Genomic DNA, 21,047 nt, shown 5'->3' with positions numbered 1-21,047 from the left:
GGCACGCGGCCGCCGGACCGTAACCGTCTTAAGTTCCACCGCGATACGTAGAGATGAGTCCTGGTAGGGTAGTGGACTATCCTCTTGGCTTGCGGAGCCAGGGACCGGAGTTCAAATCTCCGTCAGGACGTTTTCGGACAAACCAAACGGCGAGCGTAGCGAGCCGTGCGTGTGTCCGAAAACTCCGCGAAGATTTGAGCAGGAAAGTCGCAGCGGCCGAGCGAAGCGAGGCCGAACGTCTTTCCGAGTTCAAATCTCCGTCAGGACGCTCACTTTGCGGCTGCCTCACTTCGTTCGGCAGCGACTGCGTTCGGTCCCGACGTGCCCGACGCTTGTTTCACTCGCGTCGGACTCCGTCGAGACGTTTCGGCCACACCAAACGACGGGCGCAGTGGAGAGTATGTCGCCCCCGCGACTGGGGCTCAGAGCCGGTCACCCTCACTCCACGGGCGATCTGACCGAGCTGTTAATCGTGCGGGTGGAACCGCTCCATCGCTCGGCGGACCCCGTCGGTGGCGCCGATGAACGTCACGCTGTCGCCCATTTCGAGGACGCTGTCGGCCGAGGGAACGCGGTTCTCGCCGTCGCGGCTGATCACGGCGACGAAGGTGTCGTCCGGAATCCGCGCGTTGAGGTCGCGGATGCTCTTCCCCGCCAATTCGCGAGAGGTCACCTCAACCTCCTGAACGTCGTGGCTGTCGCCGAGCTCGTTCATCCAGTGGGTGAGCGCGGGGCGTTCTATCTCGTCGTCGATGGCCGCCGCGGTCGCCGTCGTGGCGTCGATGCCGGTGACGCCGATGCTGTCGAAGGCGTCGACGTTGTCCGGGTCGTTCACCCGTGAGTAGACGGACGCAACGTCGAACTTGGTGATGGCGAGCTGGCACGCGAGGAGATTGATGTCGTCGTCGGCCGTCGTCGTGATGAACCGCTTCGCGTCGTCGATGTCGGCGGCGCGAAGCGCCTCCGTGTCGCTTCCGTCCCCCTCGTAGACGGTGAACCCCTCTGCGCGCGCCCGTTCGGCGACATCCGGGTCCGTCTCGACGACGACGACGTACTCGCCCCTGTTCTCCAGTCGCGTAGCGAGCGCCTGACCGACCCGGCCCCCGCCGATGATTATCGTGCGCATTGGTGACACTCCGAGAAACTCTCCGATCTGCCGCGCGAACCCCGCCTCGACGAGGACCGTCGCGAAGATGACCGCGAACACCGTGCCGACGAGCAGTTCGCCGGCGGCGATGCTGCCAGCGAGCTCCAACTCGATGGCGAACAGCGTCGCCACGCTCGCCGGGATGATCCCCCGCGGCCCGACGGTCGCGATGAACAGGCGCTCCGGGCGGGTGAACCGCTCGACACCGAATGTCGCGAGGAACGCACCGAGGGGTCGCAAGACGAGCATGATGACGGCGACGATCGCGATCACGCCGACCCCGAGGCCGGCGATCGCCTCGACGTCGATCAGCGCGGCGAGCGAGATGAAGACGAAGGATAAGACGATCGTGGTGGTGTTCTCCGCGAACGTCTCTATCTCCTCGCGGTTGTCGATCCCGAGGTTCCCGAGGAGGATCCCGCTCGTCGCCGCCGCCGCGATGCCCGCCTCCGCGGCGACGGCCTCGGCGGCCGCGAACGAGCCGATCGCGGCCGACAGCACGAGGAACTGCGACGCCTGTACGTCGCGTTCGGGGACGATGTCGCTGTCCAGTAACAGGTAGATGATCCCCGTGGCGAGCAGCCCCGCGGCGACCCCGACGCCGAACCGCTGGAGGAACGAGAGCACCGTCGCGGGGACGCCGAGGTCATCGAGCAGCAGCGTCTCGAAGATGACGACCGCGACGATCGCGGCCGTCACGTCGTTGACGATCCCCTCCGTCTCCAGCGCGGTCGCGACGTGGTCCCGCACCCGGACCACGTTGAGGATCGGCGTGATGACGGTCGGGCCGGTCGCCACCAGCAGCGCGCCGATCAGCAGCGCGATCTCCCACGTGCCGTCCGTGAACGCGCGGACCGCCGCCGCGGTGCCGAGGAACATCACGACCGCGCTGATCGTCACCAGCCGGAGCGACACCGTCGACGCGCGGCGAATCCGGTCGATCCGGAGCGCGAACGCCCCCTCGAAGACGATGATCGCGACACTGAGTCCGACGATGATCTCCAGCCCCTCACCGAACGTCTCCAGCGTGACGAGGCCGAGCAGCTCGGGTCCGAGCACCACGCCGATTGCGAGGTAGAAGATGACGCTCGGCACCCGGAGCCGGTGAGCGAGCAGCTGGACCGCGAGCCCCGAGACGAGAATCACCGCGATCACTGGGAGTAGACTACTGGACACGTCGATCGACAGTACGACCCCCCACGTGGTTAGTGTACTGGTGGATCCGCCGACGCCGAGCGGAGTGGCGGAGACCGGCCACGACATTGGTTTCCACACACGGGAAACTATTAATCCGGTTCCGTCACACGGTGAACGTACGCCCGGTCGGTCCCCACCGCCGGGTCGAATCCATGACCGTCCGCGACCCCATTCCGACGTTCGCCCCCCGCTGGAGCGTCCGGAAACGGGTCCGCGGGCCGGTCGCCGCTCTCCTCGGTGCCGTCGCCGCGTGACCCCGACGCGGGGGCGGCCCGCTCGCTGCCGACGCGAGCGACCGCTTCTACCGGACTGCTCTCGACACCGATCCGTCGCCCTCCGACCGCGCGGTGCGGTCTCCGGCGGCCGAACTGACGCCGACCGCGAGGCGCACGCCTCGCACCACACCCCAATCCGACGATGACAGCAGATCGACCCCCCTCCAGACGCATGGTTCGCCCCGACCTGTACGCGTGCCCGCACCCGACCGAGTCCCTCCCGTCGCTCGGCGCGACGATCGCCTTGGCGGCGCTGCCGGCCGTGGTGGTCGGGGTCCTCGCGTTTCCGATCGCGGCCGCGGTCGCGCTGGCGGCCCTCGCCGGCGCGGTCGTCGGCGCGGCGCTCCACCGACGGTATCCGAGCGCGGTCGGCCGGACGCTCCGCCTCCCGGCCGACGACGCGAGCATCCGAGAGACCTGACCGACCCCGCTGACGCACGAACCCTCCGCCTCCCGCTGACGCACGAACCCTCCGCCTCCTGCTGACGCTCCGCCCTCCCCCGAGCCGCTCGCGGAACTCGACATTTATCACTCGCCGCCACCGACCGCGACGCGTGAGCGACCGCGACTCGGAGGCACGGAGCGACCGCGGGGACGCCGTCCATCGCGATCGCGTCGTCGCCGGCGCCGCGCTGTTCAACGAGGGGCACCCCCTCGCGGCGCGTCACGTCTGGGAAGCGGCGGGGGCGTCGATCGATGACGGCGGCGGGGAAGACGCAGAGCGACCGGAGGACGCCGAGCGACTGCTTCGGGGGCTGACCGCGACCGCGACGGCGACGCACCGCGCGGCCGACGGCGACGAGCTGGGCGCTTCCGAGCGCGCGGCGGACGCCGTCACGGCGCTGACGGCGGACTCCGACTCGCTGGGGGTCGCGATGGCCCCCGTCCGGGAGTGGGCTGAGCGGCTCGCCGAGGCGCCAGAGGCGACGGGGCCGGCGACGCCGCCGCGGATCCGCGTCGACGGCGAGACGCCGACGTTCGGCGATCTGTCGCTCGGGGCGGTGGGTCTCGCGGTGCCGGCGCTCGCGGCGACGGGCGAGCCGGGCGACGCAGCGACGCTCGCGACCGCGGCCGAGTTCGCGTCCGCGGAGCGCGGGACCGGGCGGACCGAGTTCGCCGAACTGCTGCTCGCGTACCTGCGGACGCCGGACGCGCGGCCGCAGGTGGCCGCGCGACTGGGCGACCACGTGGAGCGAGAAGAGCGGAAGCGGCGGGACGTCGAGGACCTGTTCTAGCGGCGCGGTCCGGCGCGAGGGCGGCCGGCGGCGGCCGCTCAGGCGTCGTCGCTCGGCGCGTCCGGGTCAGCCGGGAAGTTGGGCTCAGCGGGCGCGTCGGCGGCGTCCGCGCCGGCGGCGTAGCGGCCGCCGTTCGTCTCGGTGTCGCGGTCCGGCTTGGGTTCGCCCTCGAAGGTGTAGTCGCCCGAGTTGTCCGCGGGGTCGTAGCCCAGCGCCTCGCGGGCTCGCTCGATGGAGTAGTAGCGCCGGTCGTTGTCCGAGATGCCGTACACGACCTCGTAGCCGTACGTCGCCCGGAGACAGCGGTCGAACAGGTGCGCGCAGTCGCGGTGCGAGAGCCACATCGCCTGCCCCCGCTCGTACTCGCGGGGCGGGTGGTCCTTGGTGAGGTTCCCGATGCGGACGCAGACGACGCTCATGTCGAACTCGTCGTGGTAGAAGCGGCCGAGCGACTCGCCGGCCGCCTTCGAGACGCCGTAGAGGTTGCCGGGGCGCGGGAGTTCGCTCCCGTCGAGCCGGTACTCGTCTTCGGGGCGGTACAGGTCGGGCGTCCGCTCGTCGGTCTCGTAGCCGCCGACGGCGTGGTTCGAGGAGGCGAACGCGAACTTCTCGACGCCGGCCTCGGCGGCGGCGCGCATCACGACCTGCGTCCCGTCGATGTTGTTCCGGAGGACGGAGTCCCACGGCGCCGTCTTCCGCGGGTCGCCGGCGAGGTGGATCACCGCGCCGACGTCGGCGATCGCCTCGCGGACGGCGCGCTCGTCGGTGATGTCGGCGACGTACCGGTCGGCGTCGGTGACCCCGTCGGGCACCTTCGCCGCCGGGAGCGGCTCGCGGTCGAGGAGCCGCCAGTCGTAGTCGTCGCCGATACCGCGGAGGATGGCCTGTCCCACCCGTCCGCCGGCGCCCGTCAGCAGTACCGGCTCGTCCATTCGACTCTACGTGGGCGGGAGAACGGCATATATGACACGGTTCGACCGGTACGCCCGAATGCTGGCCGCGAGGCCGGGGTCACGAGAAGAAAACGGGGACGAGCGGTCGGGAGGGCGCGCCTATAGCTTCTGCCGCGAGACCTTGACGCCGGTGGGGGTGACGATGATCTGGTCGTCGCCCTTCTGGACGATGTCGCCGTCGACCTCCTGGACGACCTGCCGGAGCTCGTCATAGACGTGTTCTATCGTCCGGTCCGACGTGGAGTGGCGGGTGATGTCGGCGATGACGAAGTCGCCGTCGTACACCGCGTCCTTGATCGGGATGACGTCGCTCTGGTCGGCGATCTCCGCGAAGTGTACCTGCGTGTCCGTTTCCGCGTGCGCGTCGGCGAAGTCGTCCGCGTCGAGTTCGACGTAGTCGTCGACGGAGCGGCTCCCACCCCCGCCGAGGATCTTGCTCATGATGCCCATACACACCACACGACGAGGTCGGACATTAGTTCTTACGTCAGACGCACCCCCGGCGAGCGGACGCGGCCTCAGTCGAGTCGCTCCTGCCACTCCTGGACCCGCGAGAGCAGCTCCACCGGGGGCGTCTCCGCGACGTCGACGTCGCTCAGCTCCTCGATCACGGCGCGGGTCTCGGCGTCGAGCCGCTCGGCCGCCTCGGCGTCGGATCCGGTCGCTGCGGTCTTCGCAGCGCCGCCGGAGCCGCCGGGTTCGACCGACGTGTCCGCGGAATTGCCTCCGTTCCGACGCGCGTTCGAGGGCTGGGCGTCCGCTCCCGTTTCCCCGTCGGCGTCGGACGCGTCCGAGAACGACCCGGACGAGAGGTCGAACACGACCTGCTGGGTGCCGCCTTCGCCGTCGCCGCCGGCGCCCCTGCGGCTCCCGTTTCTCCCGGTCCGCGAGCCGCGGGCCTCGATCGCCTTCTCCTCGCGGAGCCGGTCGAGGACCTCGTCCGAGCGGGAGACGACGGGGTCCGGGACGCCGGCGAGGTCGGCGACGTGGACGCCGTACGAGCGGTTGGTCGGGCCGTCCCGGACGGTGCGGAGGAACGTCACCTCGCCGTCGCGCTCGTCGACGGCGACGTGGACGTTCTCGACGCGCGGAAGGTGGTCAGCGAGCGTCGTCAGCTCGTGGTAGTGGGTGGCGAAAAGGGTGCGCGCGCGGACCTCGTTGTGGAGGTACTCGGTCGCGGCCCACGCGATGGAGATGCCGTCGTAGGTGGCGGTGCCGCGGCCGACCTCGTCGAGGATGACCAGCGAGTCCTCGGTGGCCGAGTGGAGGATGTTCGACAGCTCCTGCATCTCCACCATGAACGTCGATCGACCCTGCGCCAGCTCGTCGAGCGCGCCGACACGCGTGTAGATGCCGTCGACGAGCCCCACCTCGGCGGCTCGCGCGGGGACGAACGAGCCCGCCTGCGCGAGCAGCTGGATCAGCGCGGCCTGCCGCATGTACGTCGACTTGCCGCTCATGTTCGGGCCGGTAACGATGAGGAAGCCGCGGTCGGCGTCGAGCCGCAGGTCGTTCGGGACGAAGTCGGTCGTCCCCTCGACGACGGGGTGGCGGCCGGCCTCCACGTCGAGCCGGCGCTCCGTCGTCAGCTCCGGGCGCGTCCAGTCGCGACGCGCGGCGTGGGTCGCGAGCGAGGCGAGCGCGTCGAGTTCGGCGATCGCGCGCCCGGCGTCCTGAAGCAGTTCCGCGCGCTCGGCGACGCGCTCGCGCAGTTCCTCGAACAGCTCGTACTCCAGCTCGCCGCGGGCCTCCTCGAGGCGGAGGACCTCCCGTTCCTTCTCCGCGAGCTCGTCGGTGACGAACCGCTTCGAGTTCTTCAGCGTCTTGATCTCGCGGTAGTGCTCGGGCACCTGATCGGCGACCGACTTGCCGACCTGAATGTAGTAGCCGTCCGTCTTGTTGCGGTCGACGGTGACGTGGCTGAGCCCGTGCTCTCGCTTCTCGCGCTCCGCGAGCCCGTCGAGCCACGAGTTCACGCCCTCGTGGCGGTCGATCAGGTCGTCGAGCTCGTCGTCGTAGCCGCGCTTCAGGAGTCCGCCGCTCGTCTTCGCCTTGGGCGGATCCTCGGCGAGGGCGTCGGCGAGCTCTTCCCGGAGCGCGGCCGCGCGGTCGCGGTCGACCCTACCGAGCACGGCGGCCGCGGGCGAGTCGGCGAGGGCGGTGTCGTCGAGCGCGTCCGCGAGGGCGGGCAGCAGCGCGAGCGTGTCGCGGATCGAGAGCAGTTCGCGCGCGCCCGCGCTCCCGCTCGTCGTGCGCGCCGCGAGCCGTTCGAGGTCGTACGCGTCGCCGAGCACCTCGCGGAGCCGGTCGCGCGCGAGCGCCGCGGACGCCAGCGCCTCGACCGCGTCGAGCCGGTCGTCGAGCGTCCGGCGATCGCGGCGCGGCCGGGTGAGCCACTCGCGGAGTAGCCGCCCGCCGGCGGCCGTGAGTGTGTGGTCCACCGTGTCGAACAGCGAGCCGTCGGCGTCGCCCCGCATCGTCTCCGTGATCTCGAGGTTGCGCTGCGTGGTCGCGTCCACGTCGACGCGGTCGTCCGCGCCGTACGCCGTCAGGCGGGTCATCGAGGCCAACACGCCCGCCCCCGTCTCCTCGACGTACGAGAGGACCGCGCCCGCGGCGCGGACGGCGAGCGTCGAGTCGAGCCCGACGCTGTCGGTCGTCTCGCGGCCGAACTGCTCCCGTACCGCGTGCTCTGCGCGCCCGGTCGCGAACGCCTCCGCGTCGAAGGCGGTGACGCGTCCCGAGAGGTCCTCGCGGACCGCCCCGAGCAGGCCGTCGTCGTTCCGGACCTGCGGACCGGGCAGCACCTCGGCCGGGTCGAACCGGTACAGCTCCGCGCGCAGTTCGCCCCCGTCGTCGACGGTCGTGGCGAGGAACCGCCCCGTGGTCACGTCGGCGAACGCGAGGCCGTACGGCCCGTCGTCGGCGGGTCCGTCCGCCGCGCCGCGCCCGTCCTCCTCGCGGACGACCGCCGCGAGGTAGCGCGCGTCGTCGTCGCTCGTCTCCAACACCGTGCCCGGCGTGACGACGCGGACGATCTCGCGGGCGTGGTCGCCGCCCTCGGTCTCGTACTGGTCCGCGACCGCGACCCGGTAGCCGCGCTCGACCAAGGCGTTCACGTACGGCGTCAGCTCCGAGAGGGGCACGCCCGCCATCGGGTACGACGAGCCGTGGGAGGACTTCTGCGAGATCGACAGATCGAGCTCGTCGGCGACCAACTCCGCGTCGTCCGCAAAGAACTCGTAGAAGTCGCCGCACTGCATCGCGAGGACGTCCGCGTCCGTCTCCGCCTTGAGATCGAGGAACTCCCCGACGATCCCCGTTGCCATATGTCTCTACTCCCGCCGTGCGCGGCTAAAACCCTGCGGGTGTCCGTCCGGTCGGCCCGAGCCCCGCCGCGCGCCGGCGCGCCGTCATCCCAGCCGGTTCCGCTTCGTCGACGCCCGGTGAGCGATCCCGGACGCCCCGAACACGAGCGTGAAGAGCGCCGCGTACGCGTACCCGGAGACTGCGCCGAACGGGGCGGTCCCGGTCCACCCCGCCGTCGCCAGCAGTCCGCAGACGACCGCGAGCCCCGCGTAGTACTCGGCCCAGAGGATCTCGTTCTCCGAGACGATCTCCAGGTACACCTCCAGCTGTCGGCTCTCCTCGGTGAGCGACACCAGCCCCCGGTCCGACTCGTAGTCGATGAACCCGCTCGCCGCCAGCTTCGGCAGGTGCGACTGGTGGAGCGCGGTGTACACGCGCTTGCGCTGCTTGTACGTCACCGCCGGAATCTCGACGTCGTTCTCCCACGCGGCCAGCTGCTCGGCGATATCCCTGACGCGCGCCTCGGTGCCGTTGGTCTTCAGGTACTTGATCACGTTGCGACGCCGCCGATTGCTCAGCGCGGTGAACACCTCGTCGCGCGAGGGGCCCTCACCGTCGGTGTCCGACGACGCCGCTTGCTTGGCGAGTTGTGGTGTCATAGCTCATACATGCCGAATGAGAGTACGGTTATCATGGGAGGATATATCACTTCGCATTGTACCCACTAGAGCCGGTCCCCGGAAGATTCGCCCGAACAGAACCGTACACACTCGCCGTACTTCGGGCGTTCTTGACGTCTCCGACACAATTCATTACATCGATACAAGTGGATTTGTCCGGGCGCTGTAACGATGTTGTGGGCCGGAGAGCCCGCGTCGGACGCGGTAGGCGGCGCATACATAGGTCGGTGCGTCGCGTTCGGACCAGCATGAACGTGTCACGAGACTCGGTCGTCGGTCGCCTCCGGCAGCCGGAGTACACCGGTGCGAACCGGTGTCTCCCCTGTACGGCCGTCAACGTCGGCATCGCGGCGGCCTGGGCGGGAGCGGTGGCCGCGGTGGGCGCGCCGCTACTCGGGGCGGTCGGGTTCGGCGGCGCGCTCGGAGCCATCTGGCTCCGCGGGTACCTCGTTCCCGGGACGCCGGAACTCACGAAGCGCTACCTCCCGGAGCGGGCGCTCGCGCTGTTCGGCAAGGCGCCCGGCAACGCCGAGCCCCGCGGGCTGGGCGTCGGTGAGGTAGACCCCGAAACGTACCTCCTCGACGCGGGCGTCCTCGTCGAGACGCCCGCGGGCGACGACTTCGCGTTCGCCCCCGACTTCGCCGCGTCGTGGCGGGCGGCGGCCGAGGACGGGGCGGGAGCGACGCCCGACGAGGGGAGACGGACCGACCGCGACGACCTCGCGGCGCTCGCGGCGCTCACCGGACTCGACCGGCACGAACTCTCAATCGACTGGCGGGGCGGCGCGGGGTTCGCGTACGCCGGCGAGGAGCGGATCGGTCACTGGGAGTCGCGGCCGGCGTTCCGGGCCGACGCCGCGGCCGACCGCGTGCTGACGGGGCTCGACGGCGACTGGGCGGATCGCCCGCTCGCCGAGCGGAGCGCGGTCCTCGGCGCCCTCCGGCTGTTCGTCGCGGAGTGTCCGTCGTGCGCCGGGGACGTGGCGCTCGAAGAGCGCGTCGTCGAGTCCTGCTGTTCCAGCTACGACGTGGTCGCCGGTCGCTGTGCGGGCTGTGACGCGCGGGTGTTCGAACTGCGACTGCCGGCGTCGCTCGCGGCCGCGAGCGAGTAGGAAGCCGAGGGAGGTCGGACGAGTCGAGAGGAATGGACGGTCAGTTTTCGGGGAGTGGGTTTCCGGGAAGTCGCGTCGGAGAGGCCTCAGCGTAGCCGTAGCTGTCGCAATACCGAGAAGCGGTTGACCCACAGCTGGGCGGCGCTGGCGGCGGCGAAGGCGCCGAGCGCGAGGCTGGTCCACAGCATGGGGTCGACCGCCGACACGAGCGGGACGTCGAGGAGCGCGGCGAGCACGACGAGCAGCGATCCCACCGCCAGCGCGCGGTACAGCTCCGACCACGTCGCGCCGCCGGGCGCGAGAATCTCCGTGTACAGGCGCACGTCGCGTGCGCGTCGAGAGAGTTCGAGCGTCTGCGACTCGCGGTCGTACGTTATCACGCCCGCCTCGGCCAGCTTCGGGAGGTGCGTCTGGACCAGCGACGTGTACACGCTCTCGCGACAGCGCTTCGGGGGCGGGGTCTCCCCCGTCTCGCGGCGCGCGACGAGCGTCGACAGCTCGTTGACCGAGACCGTCCCGCCGACGGAGCTGAGCTGTTCGATCGCGCGCCGTCGGCGCTCGTTCGCGAGGATGGCGTACACCTGTTCGGCCGGAAGCACGTCGTTTCGGAGTTTCATGGAGATGGGGGCCGGGCGGCCGCGCCCGGCGGCGCCCGAGTTCTGCTACTTCCTGCGTCTGACGGGGGTATATGTATGGGCTGGCTACCCGGGGGGACCGCCGATCGGGTGCGGGAGGTACGGGCCGCCTGCCGGGTTCGACCCGCCGAGTACGGTGTCCGTGCGGCGATCTGGGGTGTGGGTATGAATCGCATGCGGTCGCGATCCGCCACGGTAGGGGCGCCGGACCGCCCGTCGAACGCGACGTTTGACCGGTGGCGTGAAGGCTTCTACCGGCTGGAATCGGTCGTTCGACGGTGACGTGGGAGCGCGTAACTAGGTGGGTGTCCCTCGGAGGGGAAAGTAACCGATTCGGTCAGCCCAGCGCGGACGGGGGGCGAGTCGGAGGAGACACCATGAGCAAAGACACAAACGACAAAATCGGACTCTCGCGGCGCAAGGTGCTCGCGGGCCTCGGCGCGGTCGGCGTCGCGTCCGCAGGCGCGGGACTCGGTACCACGGCGTACTTCAACGACACCGAGTCGTTCGACGGGAACACCCTCACCGCGGGCGAGCTGGACCTGAAGCTGGACTACAAGTCGACGTACCTCGGCGGCCCCGGCCGTCTCGACGACATTCGGGCGATGGGGTACCCTGACGTCGAGGACCTCGGCGACGGGCGCTACCTGCTCGACCAGACGCCCGCGCCCGGAGAGGGGCAGAGTTGGGAGGACTACGTGACCGGCGAGATCGACTTCTGTTCACCGGCGATGGACGAGTTCCTCGTCAACGGCGACGGGATCCCGGTGTTCACGCTCGACGACGTGAAGCCCGGCGACTCCGGCGAGGTGACGATCAGCCTCCACATCTGTGACAACCCCGCGTACGTCTACCTCGCGGGCGAGCTAACCCAGGCGGAGAACGGGCAGTCCGAGCCCGAGGCGGACGCGGACGACACGCCCGACCAGGGCGACCTCGCCGACGCCATCGAGGTCTGCGTCTGGTACGACGAGGACTGCGACAACGTGTACGAGCCCACGGGCACGGGCGAGCGGCAGGAGCTTGAGGTCGCCTTGGTCAGCGACACCTCCGGCTCGATGAGCGGCGCGAACCTTTCGGCGCTACAGGCGGCCGCAACGAGCTTCGTCGGTAACCTCTCGTCGCCGGACGAGGCCGCCGCGATCTCGTTCGCGAGCGGCGCGTCGCTGGACCAGAAGCTGACGACCACCTACCAAGACGTCATCAACGCGATCAACAACTACACCGCGTCCGGCAGCACGAACGTCGCGGGCGGGATCAACGTCGCACAGACCGAGCTCACGAGCGGCACGAACGCGACGCCCGGCGCCTCGAAGGTCATGATCGTCTTGACCGACGGCTTCGAGAACGTCGGCGACGCTCGGACGGCCGCCACCGCGGCCAAGAACGCCGGCACGCGTATCTTCGGGATCGGGCTCGGCAACAACGTCGACGCCAGCCTCGTCCAGGACATCTCGTCGTCGCCCGGCGACGCGTTCCTCGCGCCCGACCCGGCCGACCTCGACACGGTCTACGCCGAGATCGCGCAGATCGTCTTAGCGGGCGAACAGAAGATCCTCTCCGGCACGATGAGCGAGGTCTTCGCGGAGCTGGCCGACGGCGAGGCGCTCGACGGCAACCGGCAGGAGGAGGGTCGGCAGCCGTACCCCGGCGCGACCACCCAGTGCATCGGCTTCGAGTGGACGCTCCCGGCGGATGTCGACAACGAGACCCAGACCGACTCCGTGAGCTTCGATCTCGCCGTCTACGCCGAGCAGTCGCGGCACAACGACGACCCGCAGGTGGCGTTCAACGGGACCGACGTGAACAGCACCAGCCCCGGTCCCGCCCCCAACGGCACCGGCAACATGAGCGGTCAGAACTAGCTCCTCGGAGCGACGCGGCCCCGGACGACGAGACACGTCCGGTTCCCGGCTCGGCGCCTTCGGGCGGCCGACGCGGCGGTTCACGACCGCCGCCGGGAGTTCCCTTCGGGGATGATACACAATGAACGACGACAAAATCGGACTATCGCGGCGCAAGATGCTGGTCGGACTCGGTGCGGTCGGCGTGGCCTCCGCGGGCGCAGGCCTCGGCACCACGGCGTACTTCAACGACACCGAGACGTTCGAAGACAACACGCTGACGGCCGGCTCGCTCGACCTGCGCGTGCTGTACGAGGCCTCCTACGACAGCGACGGTGCGGTCGAGAACATGGCGGACAGCGCCATGGGTACGCAGGACGGCGACCCCGCCGGGATGTTCTACGACCTCGACGACGTGAAGCCCGGCGACTCCGGCGAAGTGAAGTTCTGCTTCGAGATCGTCGACAACCCCTCGTACATGTGGGCGTGCGGTGACCTCTCGCAGGCGGAGAACGGCATCAACGAACCCGAATCGGCCGTCGACAGCACGCCCGATCTCGGCGAACTCGGCGACTCGATTATGGCGAGTCTCGCCTACTGTGACGAGGACGGTGAACCCCTCGCGGACGGAGAGATCGTCTCCGGCTCGCTCGTCGATGTCATCGCGGCAATCTCCAACGGCGCGGCCCTCGACGGCGACGGGATGGCCGGCCTCGTTCCCGGCGAGCAGGCGGAGTACGCCGACGTGGTCGAGCCCGAGGAGGGCGAGGCGTTCATCACCGGCCCGTGCGTATGCCTCTCGTGGGAAATCCCGACGAGCGTCGGCAACGAGGTTCAGTCGGACTCGCTGACGATGGAGTTCGAGTTCCACGCGGTCCAGTCGCGCCACAACGACGGCACGGCGAACCCGTGTGAACCCTCTATCACGACTACGACCGGCGAGGGCTTCGCCAAGCAGCAGGAGTTCGCCACCGAACAGGAGACCTCGTTCGCTCGCGGCCGCTTCGGTGGTCAGAACACGTGGGAAGTCGCGGTCGGCCCCGACGTCGGGAGCGCCAGCACGGCCGACTACAGCTGGTCGTCCGGTAGCACGGTCCCGTTCAGCTACACCTACGACGGCAGCGCCAACGCCTCGTTCACCCTTGACGGCGTGAACGTGGCCAGCACGATTCCCGCCCCCAGCGGGAAGCTCGGCATCACGACGAAGGCCGACGAGGCAACCGTCGCCGTGACAGACCTCGGACTGGACCTAGACGGCACCGCGGTGTCGCTCAGCGGTCCCGACGCGATCTCCGCGTCGAACGACGACGACGGTTCCGACCGCGATGTCACCTACCTCGTGTTCGACACCGACGCCGCGGACGTCGCGAACGCATTCACCATCAGCGGTAACGTGACGGTCACGCTACAGGGCGACTACGATCTGACAGCCGAGGAGGGAGTCGCCTTCGACATCAGCGTCGAATAAGACCGAAACGAGCGCGCGACTTCCGTCTGAAACGGGCGGGCGGAGCGTAGCGCACCCGACCGCGGCGGTCGCGGTCCTCCCACGTGGCGTACGACGGTTCGACTCCGTCGGTGGGACTCCCTTCGGGGATTCACAATCATGGAAGACAACGACAACATCGACTCCATCGGACTGTCGCGGCGGACCGTGCTGGCCGGCCTCGGCGCGGTCGGCGTGGCCTCGGCTGGCGCGGGTCTCGGTACCACGGCGTACTTCAACGACACCGAGTCGTTTGACGGGAACACCCTCACCGCGGGCCAGCTGGACCTGCTCGTCGACTGGCAACAGACCTACGACTTCGGCGAGGGCAACCAGTTCGTCAGCGCGCACCCGGACCACGACGGCGACGGCGAGCAGTCGATCGAGATCGACGGCGAGGTGTTCACGTACAGCGACTTCCCGGACGAGGACGACGAGGACAGCAACGGCGCGAACCTCCCGATCCTGGACTGCGAGACCATCCCGCCGCTGTCGGAGGCGGACTTCGGCACGGACCCCGTCACGGGCGAGGTGATGGAGACGCTGGTCCGGCTCACCGACGTGAAGCCCGGCGACTCCGGCGAGATCACCTTCTCGCTCCACCTCTGTGACAACCCCGGCTACATCTGGATGCAGGCGAGCGACGTCGACGACGACGGCGGCACCGAAACCGAACCGGAACTGATCGTCGACCCGGATAACCTCGGCGACCTCGGCGACGCCATTGAGGCGAAGCTCTGGTACGACGAGGACTGCGACAACGTGTACGACGGCGCGGAGCCGGTCGACATCATGCTCACGCTGGACTTCTCGGGGTCGATGCTGTACGATCAGTTCGACGGCGTGGTGAGCGAGGACAACATCACGGTGGGCGGGACCACCTACGACGAGACCACGAAGATCGACCTCGTCGAGCTCGGCACCCGCCAGTTCGTCGACTACCTCGAGTCGCAGGGGTCGGACGTCCAGGTCGGCGTCACGTACTTCGACGGCGAGGGGAGCGGCGACACCGAGCCTAGGACCGGGCTCCTCCAGCCGTTGACGGCCGACCTCGACGATGTCGACGACGCGCTCGACGGGCTCCGGAAGAAGCTCGCGAACGTCGTCAGCGGGACGAACAACGACCCCGACATCGACGACAGCGACGCGGACCCGTTCTCGAACGCGAGCGGCATCGCGACGGGGACGTACATCGGCGAGGGCGTCAACGACGCGCAGGCCGAACTCGACGCGAACGGCCGCGGCGGCGTCGAGTTCCGGAACATCGTCCTCTCCGACGGGGAGTCGTTCAACGGGACCGGCAGCACCCAGTTCGCCGACCCCGTGGACGCGGCCGACGACGCCCGCGCGGCGTCGCCGAACCCCGCGACGAACGTGTACACCATCTCCGTCGGCAGCGCGAACGACGCGGTGCTGTCGTCGATGGCCGGCCCCGCGGGGGGGCCGGGCGGCGATCCGTCATTCTTCAACGACGTCGACGACCCGCTCGTCATTCCCTCGGTGTTCGGGAACCTCGCGGCACAGACTGGACAGGAGAAGATCATCATCGAGGGCTCGCTCGCGGACGTGCTCGACGAGCTCGAGAGCGGCGACGGAATCCCGCTCGATGGGAACCGCGCGACGCCGTACGGCGAGCTGGCCGACCCGGCCGACGACGAGAACCGCGACCCGTTCGCGGGCGACGGCGTGATGCACTGCGTCGCGCTCGAATGGGAGCTGCCGATCGGCGTGGGCAACGAGGTTCAGGGCGACGCGCTCGGCTTCGACCTCGGCTTCTACACCGAGCAGGCGCGCCACAACGACGGCGCGGGGGTTCAGTCGGCCTGAGAGCGCGTCTCGGACCGCGTCGCGGCGTCGGCGGGCGGGAACGAAGGTCTGTTGCCGATCGGCCGACCGCGGGCGGGTACGGCGTCCGTACCGCCCGGTACGGTCACCGATCCGGGCGGGTAGGGCGCGCATACATACGAGCGTCGTGAGAGTAGGAAGGGTATCGACGATACGGCCGTTCGGAGCCGCGACGACACACAATGACACAGAAAGAATCGGGACTCACGCGGCGGGAGGCACTCGCGGGCGCCGGAGCCGTCGGCTTCGCGGCCCTCGGGGCCGCCTCCGGACGACCGACGGGAACGGACAACTGGGACGAGTACACGAACTACACGTACGCTCAGACGGACACGCCGTTCAATCTGCTCGTCGGGTGGCGGCGCACGGAGAACGGGACGCTCGTTGATTCGAGCGCGGTCGGCGCGGTCGACGACGTCGGAGCGGTCGGCGTCCGGCTCGTCGACGTGGGCAACGCGCTGCCGCACGATTACGGCACCGCGAGCGTCGGGCTCCGGCTCGAAGATCCGGAGGACACCGCCCGCGTGTGGCTGCGGATCGACCCGCACCTCGACGGCGCCGACGCCGCGAGCGCCGCGCTCGCGGAGCGCGTCACGCTCACGGTCCGGCAGGACACCGGGATATTCGGCATCGGTAGCTGCGGCGGCGCCGAAGGCGAGTTCGCGAGCGCCGGGGAGCTGATCGCCGACGAGACGTTCGCGGACATCGACGGCTCCGCGCTCGCGGACGGGATCGAACTGCGCCCCGGGCTCCTCGGCGACGGCTGCCTCGCCCCGGGCGAACAGCGCTGCCTGACCTTCGCGTGGGAGTTCGACGGCGAGGGCGGCAACGCCGGACAGGGCGGCGCGGTCGACTTCCTCGTGGAGTTCGCCGCCGACGAGTGCGGCGCCGAGGGGAACCCCTTCGACGGGAACGTAGCGGCCGGGGGCGGCGGCGCCGGAGGCGACGCATGAGCCCCGACGACGGCGGGCGGCGCCCGAGCGGGCTGAGCCGACGACGGCTGCTCGCCGGGATCGGCGGCGTCGGCGCGGTCGGCATGGCGAGCGGCATGGGCACGGGCGCGTACCTCGCCGATCGGGAGACGTTCCCGGGCAATGTCTTCGGCGCCGGCGAGGTCGGACTGACGGTCGATGGGGTGCCCACCGACGGGACCGTCTCGCTCGGCCCGCTGACGGTCGATCGGACGACGTTCGACGAGCGTCCCGGGCCCGAGACGTTTGACGTGGGGGCGTCGGCGAACCCGGTACGGGTGTGGCTCGCGACCCCCTGTCCGGACGGCGATCGCCTCGGGAACGCCCTAGAGGTCGAGGTCGTCGTCGACGGCGAATCCGTGACCGGCGGGTACCGCCCCCTCGCCGAGGTCGAGCGCGACCTCGCGACCGGGGTGCGGATCGACGCCCGGTGTCTCGGGCCCGACGACGACCCGGTCGCCGTCGAGGTGTTCCCGTACCTCCCGGCGGACTCGCCCGACGTGGGCGGCGCGGCGACCGACCTGACGTTCCGGGTGTACGCGGAGCAGTGCCGCCACGTCGCCGAGGCGGACGCGGCGAGGTCGAACCCCTTCGTAGGGACCGAGTGCGCGTCGGCGTGCGTCCCCTGCGAGGACGAGAACGGCGTCGCGGTCGGCTCGCTCACGCTCCGGTACCTCGGCGACGACTCGGCGACCGTGGTCGTCGTCGCCACCGGCGGCGGCGCGGGCGGTCGAGGCACCGCCGGGACGACCGTGTTCGACGGCGAGGTGACTCCGGACGGGACCTTCGTGGTCGACGGGACCGCCGCGCCAACCAACGGCGACCCGGGCTGGATCGGCCCCAACATCTACCTCGACGACGGCGGGACGGGCACCGACCCCGAGACCGACGCCGACGGTACTGGCGGAAACGGCGGCGGCAGCAGAGGAAACGGAAATGGCGGCAACGGCGGCGGCCACGGGGGCGTCAACATCCACACGAGCTGTTCGGTTCCGCTCCGGGTCGGCGACGTCTACGGCGGGCTGTACGAGATCGCCGCGGCCGCGACCACGAGCGGTGAGCCGCTGTGCGGCACGGAGGAGAACTGATGACCAAACTACTCACATCACCACGGACGAAGCGCGCGGCGAACGTACTCGGGATCGTCCTGCTGATCGCCCTCGTCGCACCGTTCGCGGTGTACGCGGCGCCGGAGGTCGTCGGCGCGGACGAGAGCTTCGTCGTGCTCACGGCGAGCATGACGCCCGCCATCGCGCCGGGCGACGTGGTGATCGTCGCCGAGCGCGACCCGACTGCGATCGCCGAGGGCGATGTGATCACGTTCGTCCGCGGCACGAGCGACGTGCCGGTGACGCACCGCGTGATCGACGTGGTCGACGAGGCCGGCACGCTCGCGTTCGAGACGATGGGCGACGCCAACGAGGGGCCGGATCCGGGGCTCGTCCCCGCCGGGAGCCTCGTCGGCGCCGTGACGCTGACGATCCCGTACGTCGGGTACGTGATCCAGTTCGCGGGGACGCGAGTGGGGTTCGTCGCGCTGGTCCTGTTCCCGTTCGGGCTGCTCGCCGCGACGGAGATCTGGTCTATCGTCCGGGGCCGCGACGGATCTGAATCGCAACCCTCGATGACCGTCGATCCGGTCGACCCCGTCGACGAACCGGTCGACGGAGACGGGGCGACGGCCGGACTCGATCCGGTAGTCGGGCCCGACCCGGCGGCTGGACCCGGTCCCGCGGCCGAAATCGTGACGGCGCAGGCGACGGAGGAGGCGAGCGGTTCCGGGGGCGTCTCGGTCGACGCCGTCGGCGGCGCGGCGGCGGTGCTCGCCGCATTCGCCCCGTACGCGGTGTACGTCGCGTTCGAGCTCCGGACCGCCGTCGCGATATCGGTCGCGATCGGCGTGTCGACGCTGCTGCTCGGGGCGCTCGCCGCGTGGGTGCCCGCCAGCGGTGTCTTGGACCGCAGCGGTGGAACGCCGGATCCGGCTGTCGAGACGGACGCAAGCGGACCGACGACAGACGCGATGCGTAACGGAGACTCCCCCGAGTCCGACGGGGGCGCGTCCGAGCCGAACGACACCGTCGACTCGGCGGCGGTCGCCGCCGGGGCGGAGACGACGGCGGCCGAGGACGGGGCCGAGCCGGCGTCGACGCCCGGGTCGACACCGGTCTCACGTCCCGAGGCCGCCGGGGAGGGCGACTGATGGCCGCGAACCGTGGGCTCGTCGCGCTCGTCGCGCTGGCGGTCCTCGTGTGGGGCGTCGCGTTCGCCGGAGGGGCCACGGTCGCCGTCCTCTCGGCGAGCGTCGACGTGACCGCGACGTTCGAAACCCCGGACGAACTGAACCAGATCAACGAGACCTCGACCAACGGCAGCCAGACCAACGAGACCGCCGATGTCGATCTCACCGCGGTGGCCGTCGAGAACAGGACGAGCGACCCTGACGGAGACGGCGCCGGACTGGATCAGAATGTCTCGGCGCCCGTTGGGAGCAACGTCTCGGCGCCCGCTGGGAGTAACGTCTCGGCGCCCGCTGGGAGTAACGTCTCGGCGCCCGCTGGGAGTAACATCTCGGCGCCCACTGGCGGCAACGTCTCGGCGCCCGCTGGGAGCAACGTCTCGGCGCCCACTGGCGGCAACGTCTCGGCGCCTACCGAAGAGAACGTCTCGGAACCCACCGCGGACACCAACGCCTCGGTCCCGGTAACCGACTCGGCGACAGCCGAAGCGGATCAGTCGGGGAACGAAACGGCAACCATGGAAAACGAGGATCGTCCGTCTGAAACGCCGGACTCCACGGATTCCGATACGTCTGACGCTGCGAACGAGAGCGCGTCGAGCCCGGCCGTGACATCATCAGACACGGACAGCAACGAGTCCGACCCGGCCGTGACATCCGCAGACACGGACAGCAACGAGTCCGACCCGGCCGTGACATCCTCGGGCACCGACGACACGTCGAACACCGACGACAGCACGTCTGACGCACAGAGTTCGGAGACCGACGCGAAGACTCTGACAGACGATGACGACACGTCGAACACCGACGACACGTCGAACACCGACGACAGCACGTCTGACGCGCAGAGGTCGGAGACCGACGCGACGAGCCAGACGGACGATGACGACGCGTCGGAGCCGTCCGAACCGTCGCCGGAGCCGCCGGAGAACACGACCGAGCCGACGGCGAACGGATCGGCCAGCGCGGGGGACGCGACCGGCGCCGCCGCTTCGCCGAGCACGGTCGATGCCGTCGCGGCGGAGACCGACCGGTGACTTCGATTCGACCGCGGGGCGGATCGTGAACGTGGACGTACCGATTCGACCGCGACGGAGCGGAGTTCGAGGCGGCGGTCCGTCTTGTGCGCTCGGCACCAAGCTCGCAGTACTCCTGCTCCTCGTCGCGCTGTTTCTGTTGGTGCTTATTTCCGGTCTCGCTCACGGCTTGGGGTGAACTCGGCTTCGCCTCGGAGGGGTAGGTAGTTCCCAGCGCGTGGGGGCGTCCCTCGGAGTTATGACCCGGAGCGGCGTACCGTCGCGTACGAATGGTCGCACTCGACGCCTACGCGTTCGTGTTCGTCGCCGGGTTGATCACGGCGCTGGCGACCGGGATCGGCGCGCTGCCGTTCTTCTTCTTCGAGACGATCAGCGACCGCGGGAACGTGGCGCTGTGGGGGTTCGCGTCGGGGATCATGCTCTCCGCGTCGCTGTTCGGACTGATCCAAGAGGGGCTCGCGGAGGGGACAGCGGTTGAGATCGGCGTCGGGATGCTCGCGGGCGTCGTCCTCGTCGTCATCGCGCACGAGGTCCTGGCGGACGCCGAGATTGATCCGCGGGAGTACGAGGAGGCCGACTTCAAGAAGCTGATCCTGATCCTCGGCGTGTTGACGGTCCACAGCTTTCCGGAGGGGATCGCGGTCGGCGTCTCCTTCGCCGACCTCGGGCTGGAGGGCGGGACCGCGCTGTTCGGCTTCACCGTCCCGCTGCTCGCCGTGTTCATGACCGTCGCCATCTCGATCCACAACGTCCCCGAGGGGACCGCCATCTCGATCCCGCTGCGGGCGATGGGCGTCTCGAAGTGGAAGATGGTGTGGTGGTCGGTGTTCTCAAGTCTCCCGCAGCCGATCGGCGCCGTGATCGCGTTCGCGTTCGTCCGGTACGCCCGCGAGTTTCTCCCGTACGGCTTCGGCTTCGCGGCGGGCGCGATGATCTATCTCGTCCTCTCGGAGTTCGTCCCCGAGGCGCTCGAAACGGGCGCCGACCTCCCGCGCGGCGGCAAACCGGTCCTCGTCGGCGGCGTCGCGCTCGGCGTCGCGCTTATGATCCCGCTCGCGTACCTGTGAGTTCCGGCGGCGGGG

At 69.9% G+C, this 21,047-nt stretch carries 17 protein-coding genes and 1 tRNA gene; 12 read left to right on the top strand and 6 right to left on the bottom strand.

From position 1 onward, the window contains the following. Positions 1-57: 57 nt before the first annotated feature. Positions 58-130: transfer RNA gene (locus tag EXE51_RS01905), tRNA-Arg, on the top strand. Between the two features lie 336 nt (positions 131-466). Here EXE51_RS01905 and EXE51_RS01900 read toward each other — a convergent pair. Continuing rightward, entirely contained in the window at positions 467-2,302 is a 1,836-nt protein-coding gene (locus EXE51_RS01900; protein ID WP_089308680.1) for a sodium:proton antiporter, read from the bottom strand. A 489-nt stretch (positions 2,303-2,791) separates the two neighbouring features. Here EXE51_RS01900 and EXE51_RS01895 point away from each other — a divergent pair, with 489 nt between their 5' ends. Continuing rightward, positions 2,792-3,040 carry a hypothetical protein gene (locus EXE51_RS01895; protein WP_241897935.1) on the top strand — a complete coding sequence of 83 codons (249 nt, stop codon included), beginning with the start codon at positions 2,792-2,794 and terminating at the stop codon, positions 3,038-3,040. 133 nt (positions 3,041-3,173) lie between these two features. Further along, positions 3,174-3,854, top strand: coding sequence for a hypothetical protein (locus tag EXE51_RS01890; protein ID WP_137691942.1), 681 nt, complete (start codon positions 3,174-3,176; stop codon positions 3,852-3,854). Positions 3,855-3,892: 38 nt separating this feature from the next. On the opposite strand, the gene azf is transcribed toward EXE51_RS01890, so the two are convergent. The 4 genes from azf to EXE51_RS01870 form a co-directional block, all read right to left on the bottom strand. Then, on the bottom strand, positions 3,893-4,786 hold the full coding sequence (gene azf / locus EXE51_RS01885) for an NAD-dependent glucose-6-phosphate dehydrogenase Azf (protein WP_049932190.1): 894 nt from the start codon (positions 4,784-4,786) through the stop codon (positions 3,893-3,895). A gap of 120 nt (positions 4,787-4,906) precedes the next feature. Further along, a complete protein-coding gene (sepF, locus tag EXE51_RS01880) occupies positions 4,907-5,257 on the bottom strand; it encodes a cell division protein SepF (RefSeq protein ID WP_049932189.1) in 351 nt (116 codons plus the stop codon). A 68-nt stretch (positions 5,258-5,325) separates the two neighbouring features. Continuing rightward, entirely contained in the window at positions 5,326-8,136 is a 2,811-nt protein-coding gene (gene mutS / locus EXE51_RS01875; RefSeq protein ID WP_137691941.1) for a DNA mismatch repair protein MutS, read from the bottom strand. 84 nt (positions 8,137-8,220) lie between these two features. Further along, positions 8,221-8,775, bottom strand: a complete 555-nt coding sequence (locus EXE51_RS01870) for a hypothetical protein (RefSeq protein WP_049932185.1) — start codon at positions 8,773-8,775, stop codon at positions 8,221-8,223. A 269-nt stretch (positions 8,776-9,044) separates the two neighbouring features. On the opposite strand from EXE51_RS01870, the gene EXE51_RS01865 reads away from it, so the two are divergent. Further along, on the top strand, positions 9,045-9,908 hold the full coding sequence (locus EXE51_RS01865) for a hypothetical protein (protein WP_137691940.1): 864 nt from the start codon (positions 9,045-9,047) through the stop codon (positions 9,906-9,908). Positions 9,909-9,994: 86 nt separating this feature from the next. Here the strand turns inward: EXE51_RS01865 and EXE51_RS01860 are convergent, their stop codons facing one another. Beyond that, positions 9,995-10,525 carry a hypothetical protein gene (locus EXE51_RS01860; protein ID WP_049932183.1) on the bottom strand — a complete coding sequence of 177 codons (531 nt, stop codon included), beginning with the start codon at positions 10,523-10,525 and terminating at the stop codon, positions 9,995-9,997. A gap of 395 nt (positions 10,526-10,920) precedes the next feature. On the opposite strand from EXE51_RS01860, the gene EXE51_RS01855 reads away from it, so the two are divergent. The 8 genes from EXE51_RS01855 (at position 10,921) to EXE51_RS01820 (ending at position 21,032) form a co-directional block, all read left to right on the top strand. Beyond that, positions 10,921-12,408 (top strand): VWA domain-containing protein, encoded by a 1,488-nt coding sequence (locus EXE51_RS01855; protein ID WP_137691939.1) that lies wholly within the window; start codon positions 10,921-10,923, stop codon positions 12,406-12,408. Between the two features lie 121 nt (positions 12,409-12,529). Beyond that, positions 12,530-13,855 (top strand): choice-of-anchor W domain-containing protein, encoded by a 1,326-nt coding sequence (locus EXE51_RS01850; RefSeq protein WP_094593439.1) that lies wholly within the window; start codon positions 12,530-12,532, stop codon positions 13,853-13,855. A gap of 138 nt (positions 13,856-13,993) precedes the next feature. Beyond that, positions 13,994-15,700: a SipW-dependent-type signal peptide-containing protein gene (locus EXE51_RS01845; protein ID WP_137691938.1), complete on the top strand. Its 1,707-nt coding sequence runs from the start codon at positions 13,994-13,996 to the stop codon at positions 15,698-15,700. 200 nt (positions 15,701-15,900) lie between these two features. After that, positions 15,901-16,671: a hypothetical protein gene (locus tag EXE51_RS01840; protein WP_137691937.1), complete on the top strand. Its 771-nt coding sequence runs from the start codon at positions 15,901-15,903 to the stop codon at positions 16,669-16,671. Then, positions 16,668-17,777 carry a hypothetical protein gene (locus tag EXE51_RS01835; protein ID WP_137691936.1) on the top strand — a complete coding sequence of 370 codons (1,110 nt, stop codon included), beginning with the start codon at positions 16,668-16,670 and terminating at the stop codon, positions 17,775-17,777. The genes EXE51_RS01840 and EXE51_RS01835 overlap by 4 nt, the downstream gene beginning before the upstream one ends. Next, positions 17,777-18,892 carry a signal peptidase I gene (locus tag EXE51_RS01830; protein WP_137691935.1) on the top strand — a complete coding sequence of 372 codons (1,116 nt, stop codon included), beginning with the start codon at positions 17,777-17,779 and terminating at the stop codon, positions 18,890-18,892. The genes EXE51_RS01835 and EXE51_RS01830 overlap by 1 nt, the downstream gene beginning before the upstream one ends. Further along, positions 18,892-19,965, top strand: a complete 1,074-nt coding sequence (locus EXE51_RS01825) for a hypothetical protein (RefSeq protein WP_137691934.1) — start codon at positions 18,892-18,894, stop codon at positions 19,963-19,965. The genes EXE51_RS01830 and EXE51_RS01825 overlap by 1 nt, the downstream gene beginning before the upstream one ends. A 269-nt stretch (positions 19,966-20,234) precedes the next feature. Continuing rightward, positions 20,235-21,032, top strand: coding sequence for a ZIP family metal transporter (locus EXE51_RS01820; protein ID WP_086216603.1), 798 nt, complete (start codon positions 20,235-20,237; stop codon positions 21,030-21,032). Positions 21,033-21,047 lie beyond the last annotated feature (15 nt).

Origin of the sequence: Halorubrum sp. CGM5_25_10-8B (assembly GCF_005435095.1) — an archaeon.
Classification (GTDB): domain Archaea; phylum Halobacteriota; class Halobacteria; order Halobacteriales; family Haloferacaceae; genus Halorubrum; species Halorubrum ezzemoulense.
Note: the sequence above shows the minus strand (reverse complement) of the source record. Positions and strands in the feature narration are given on the sequence as shown.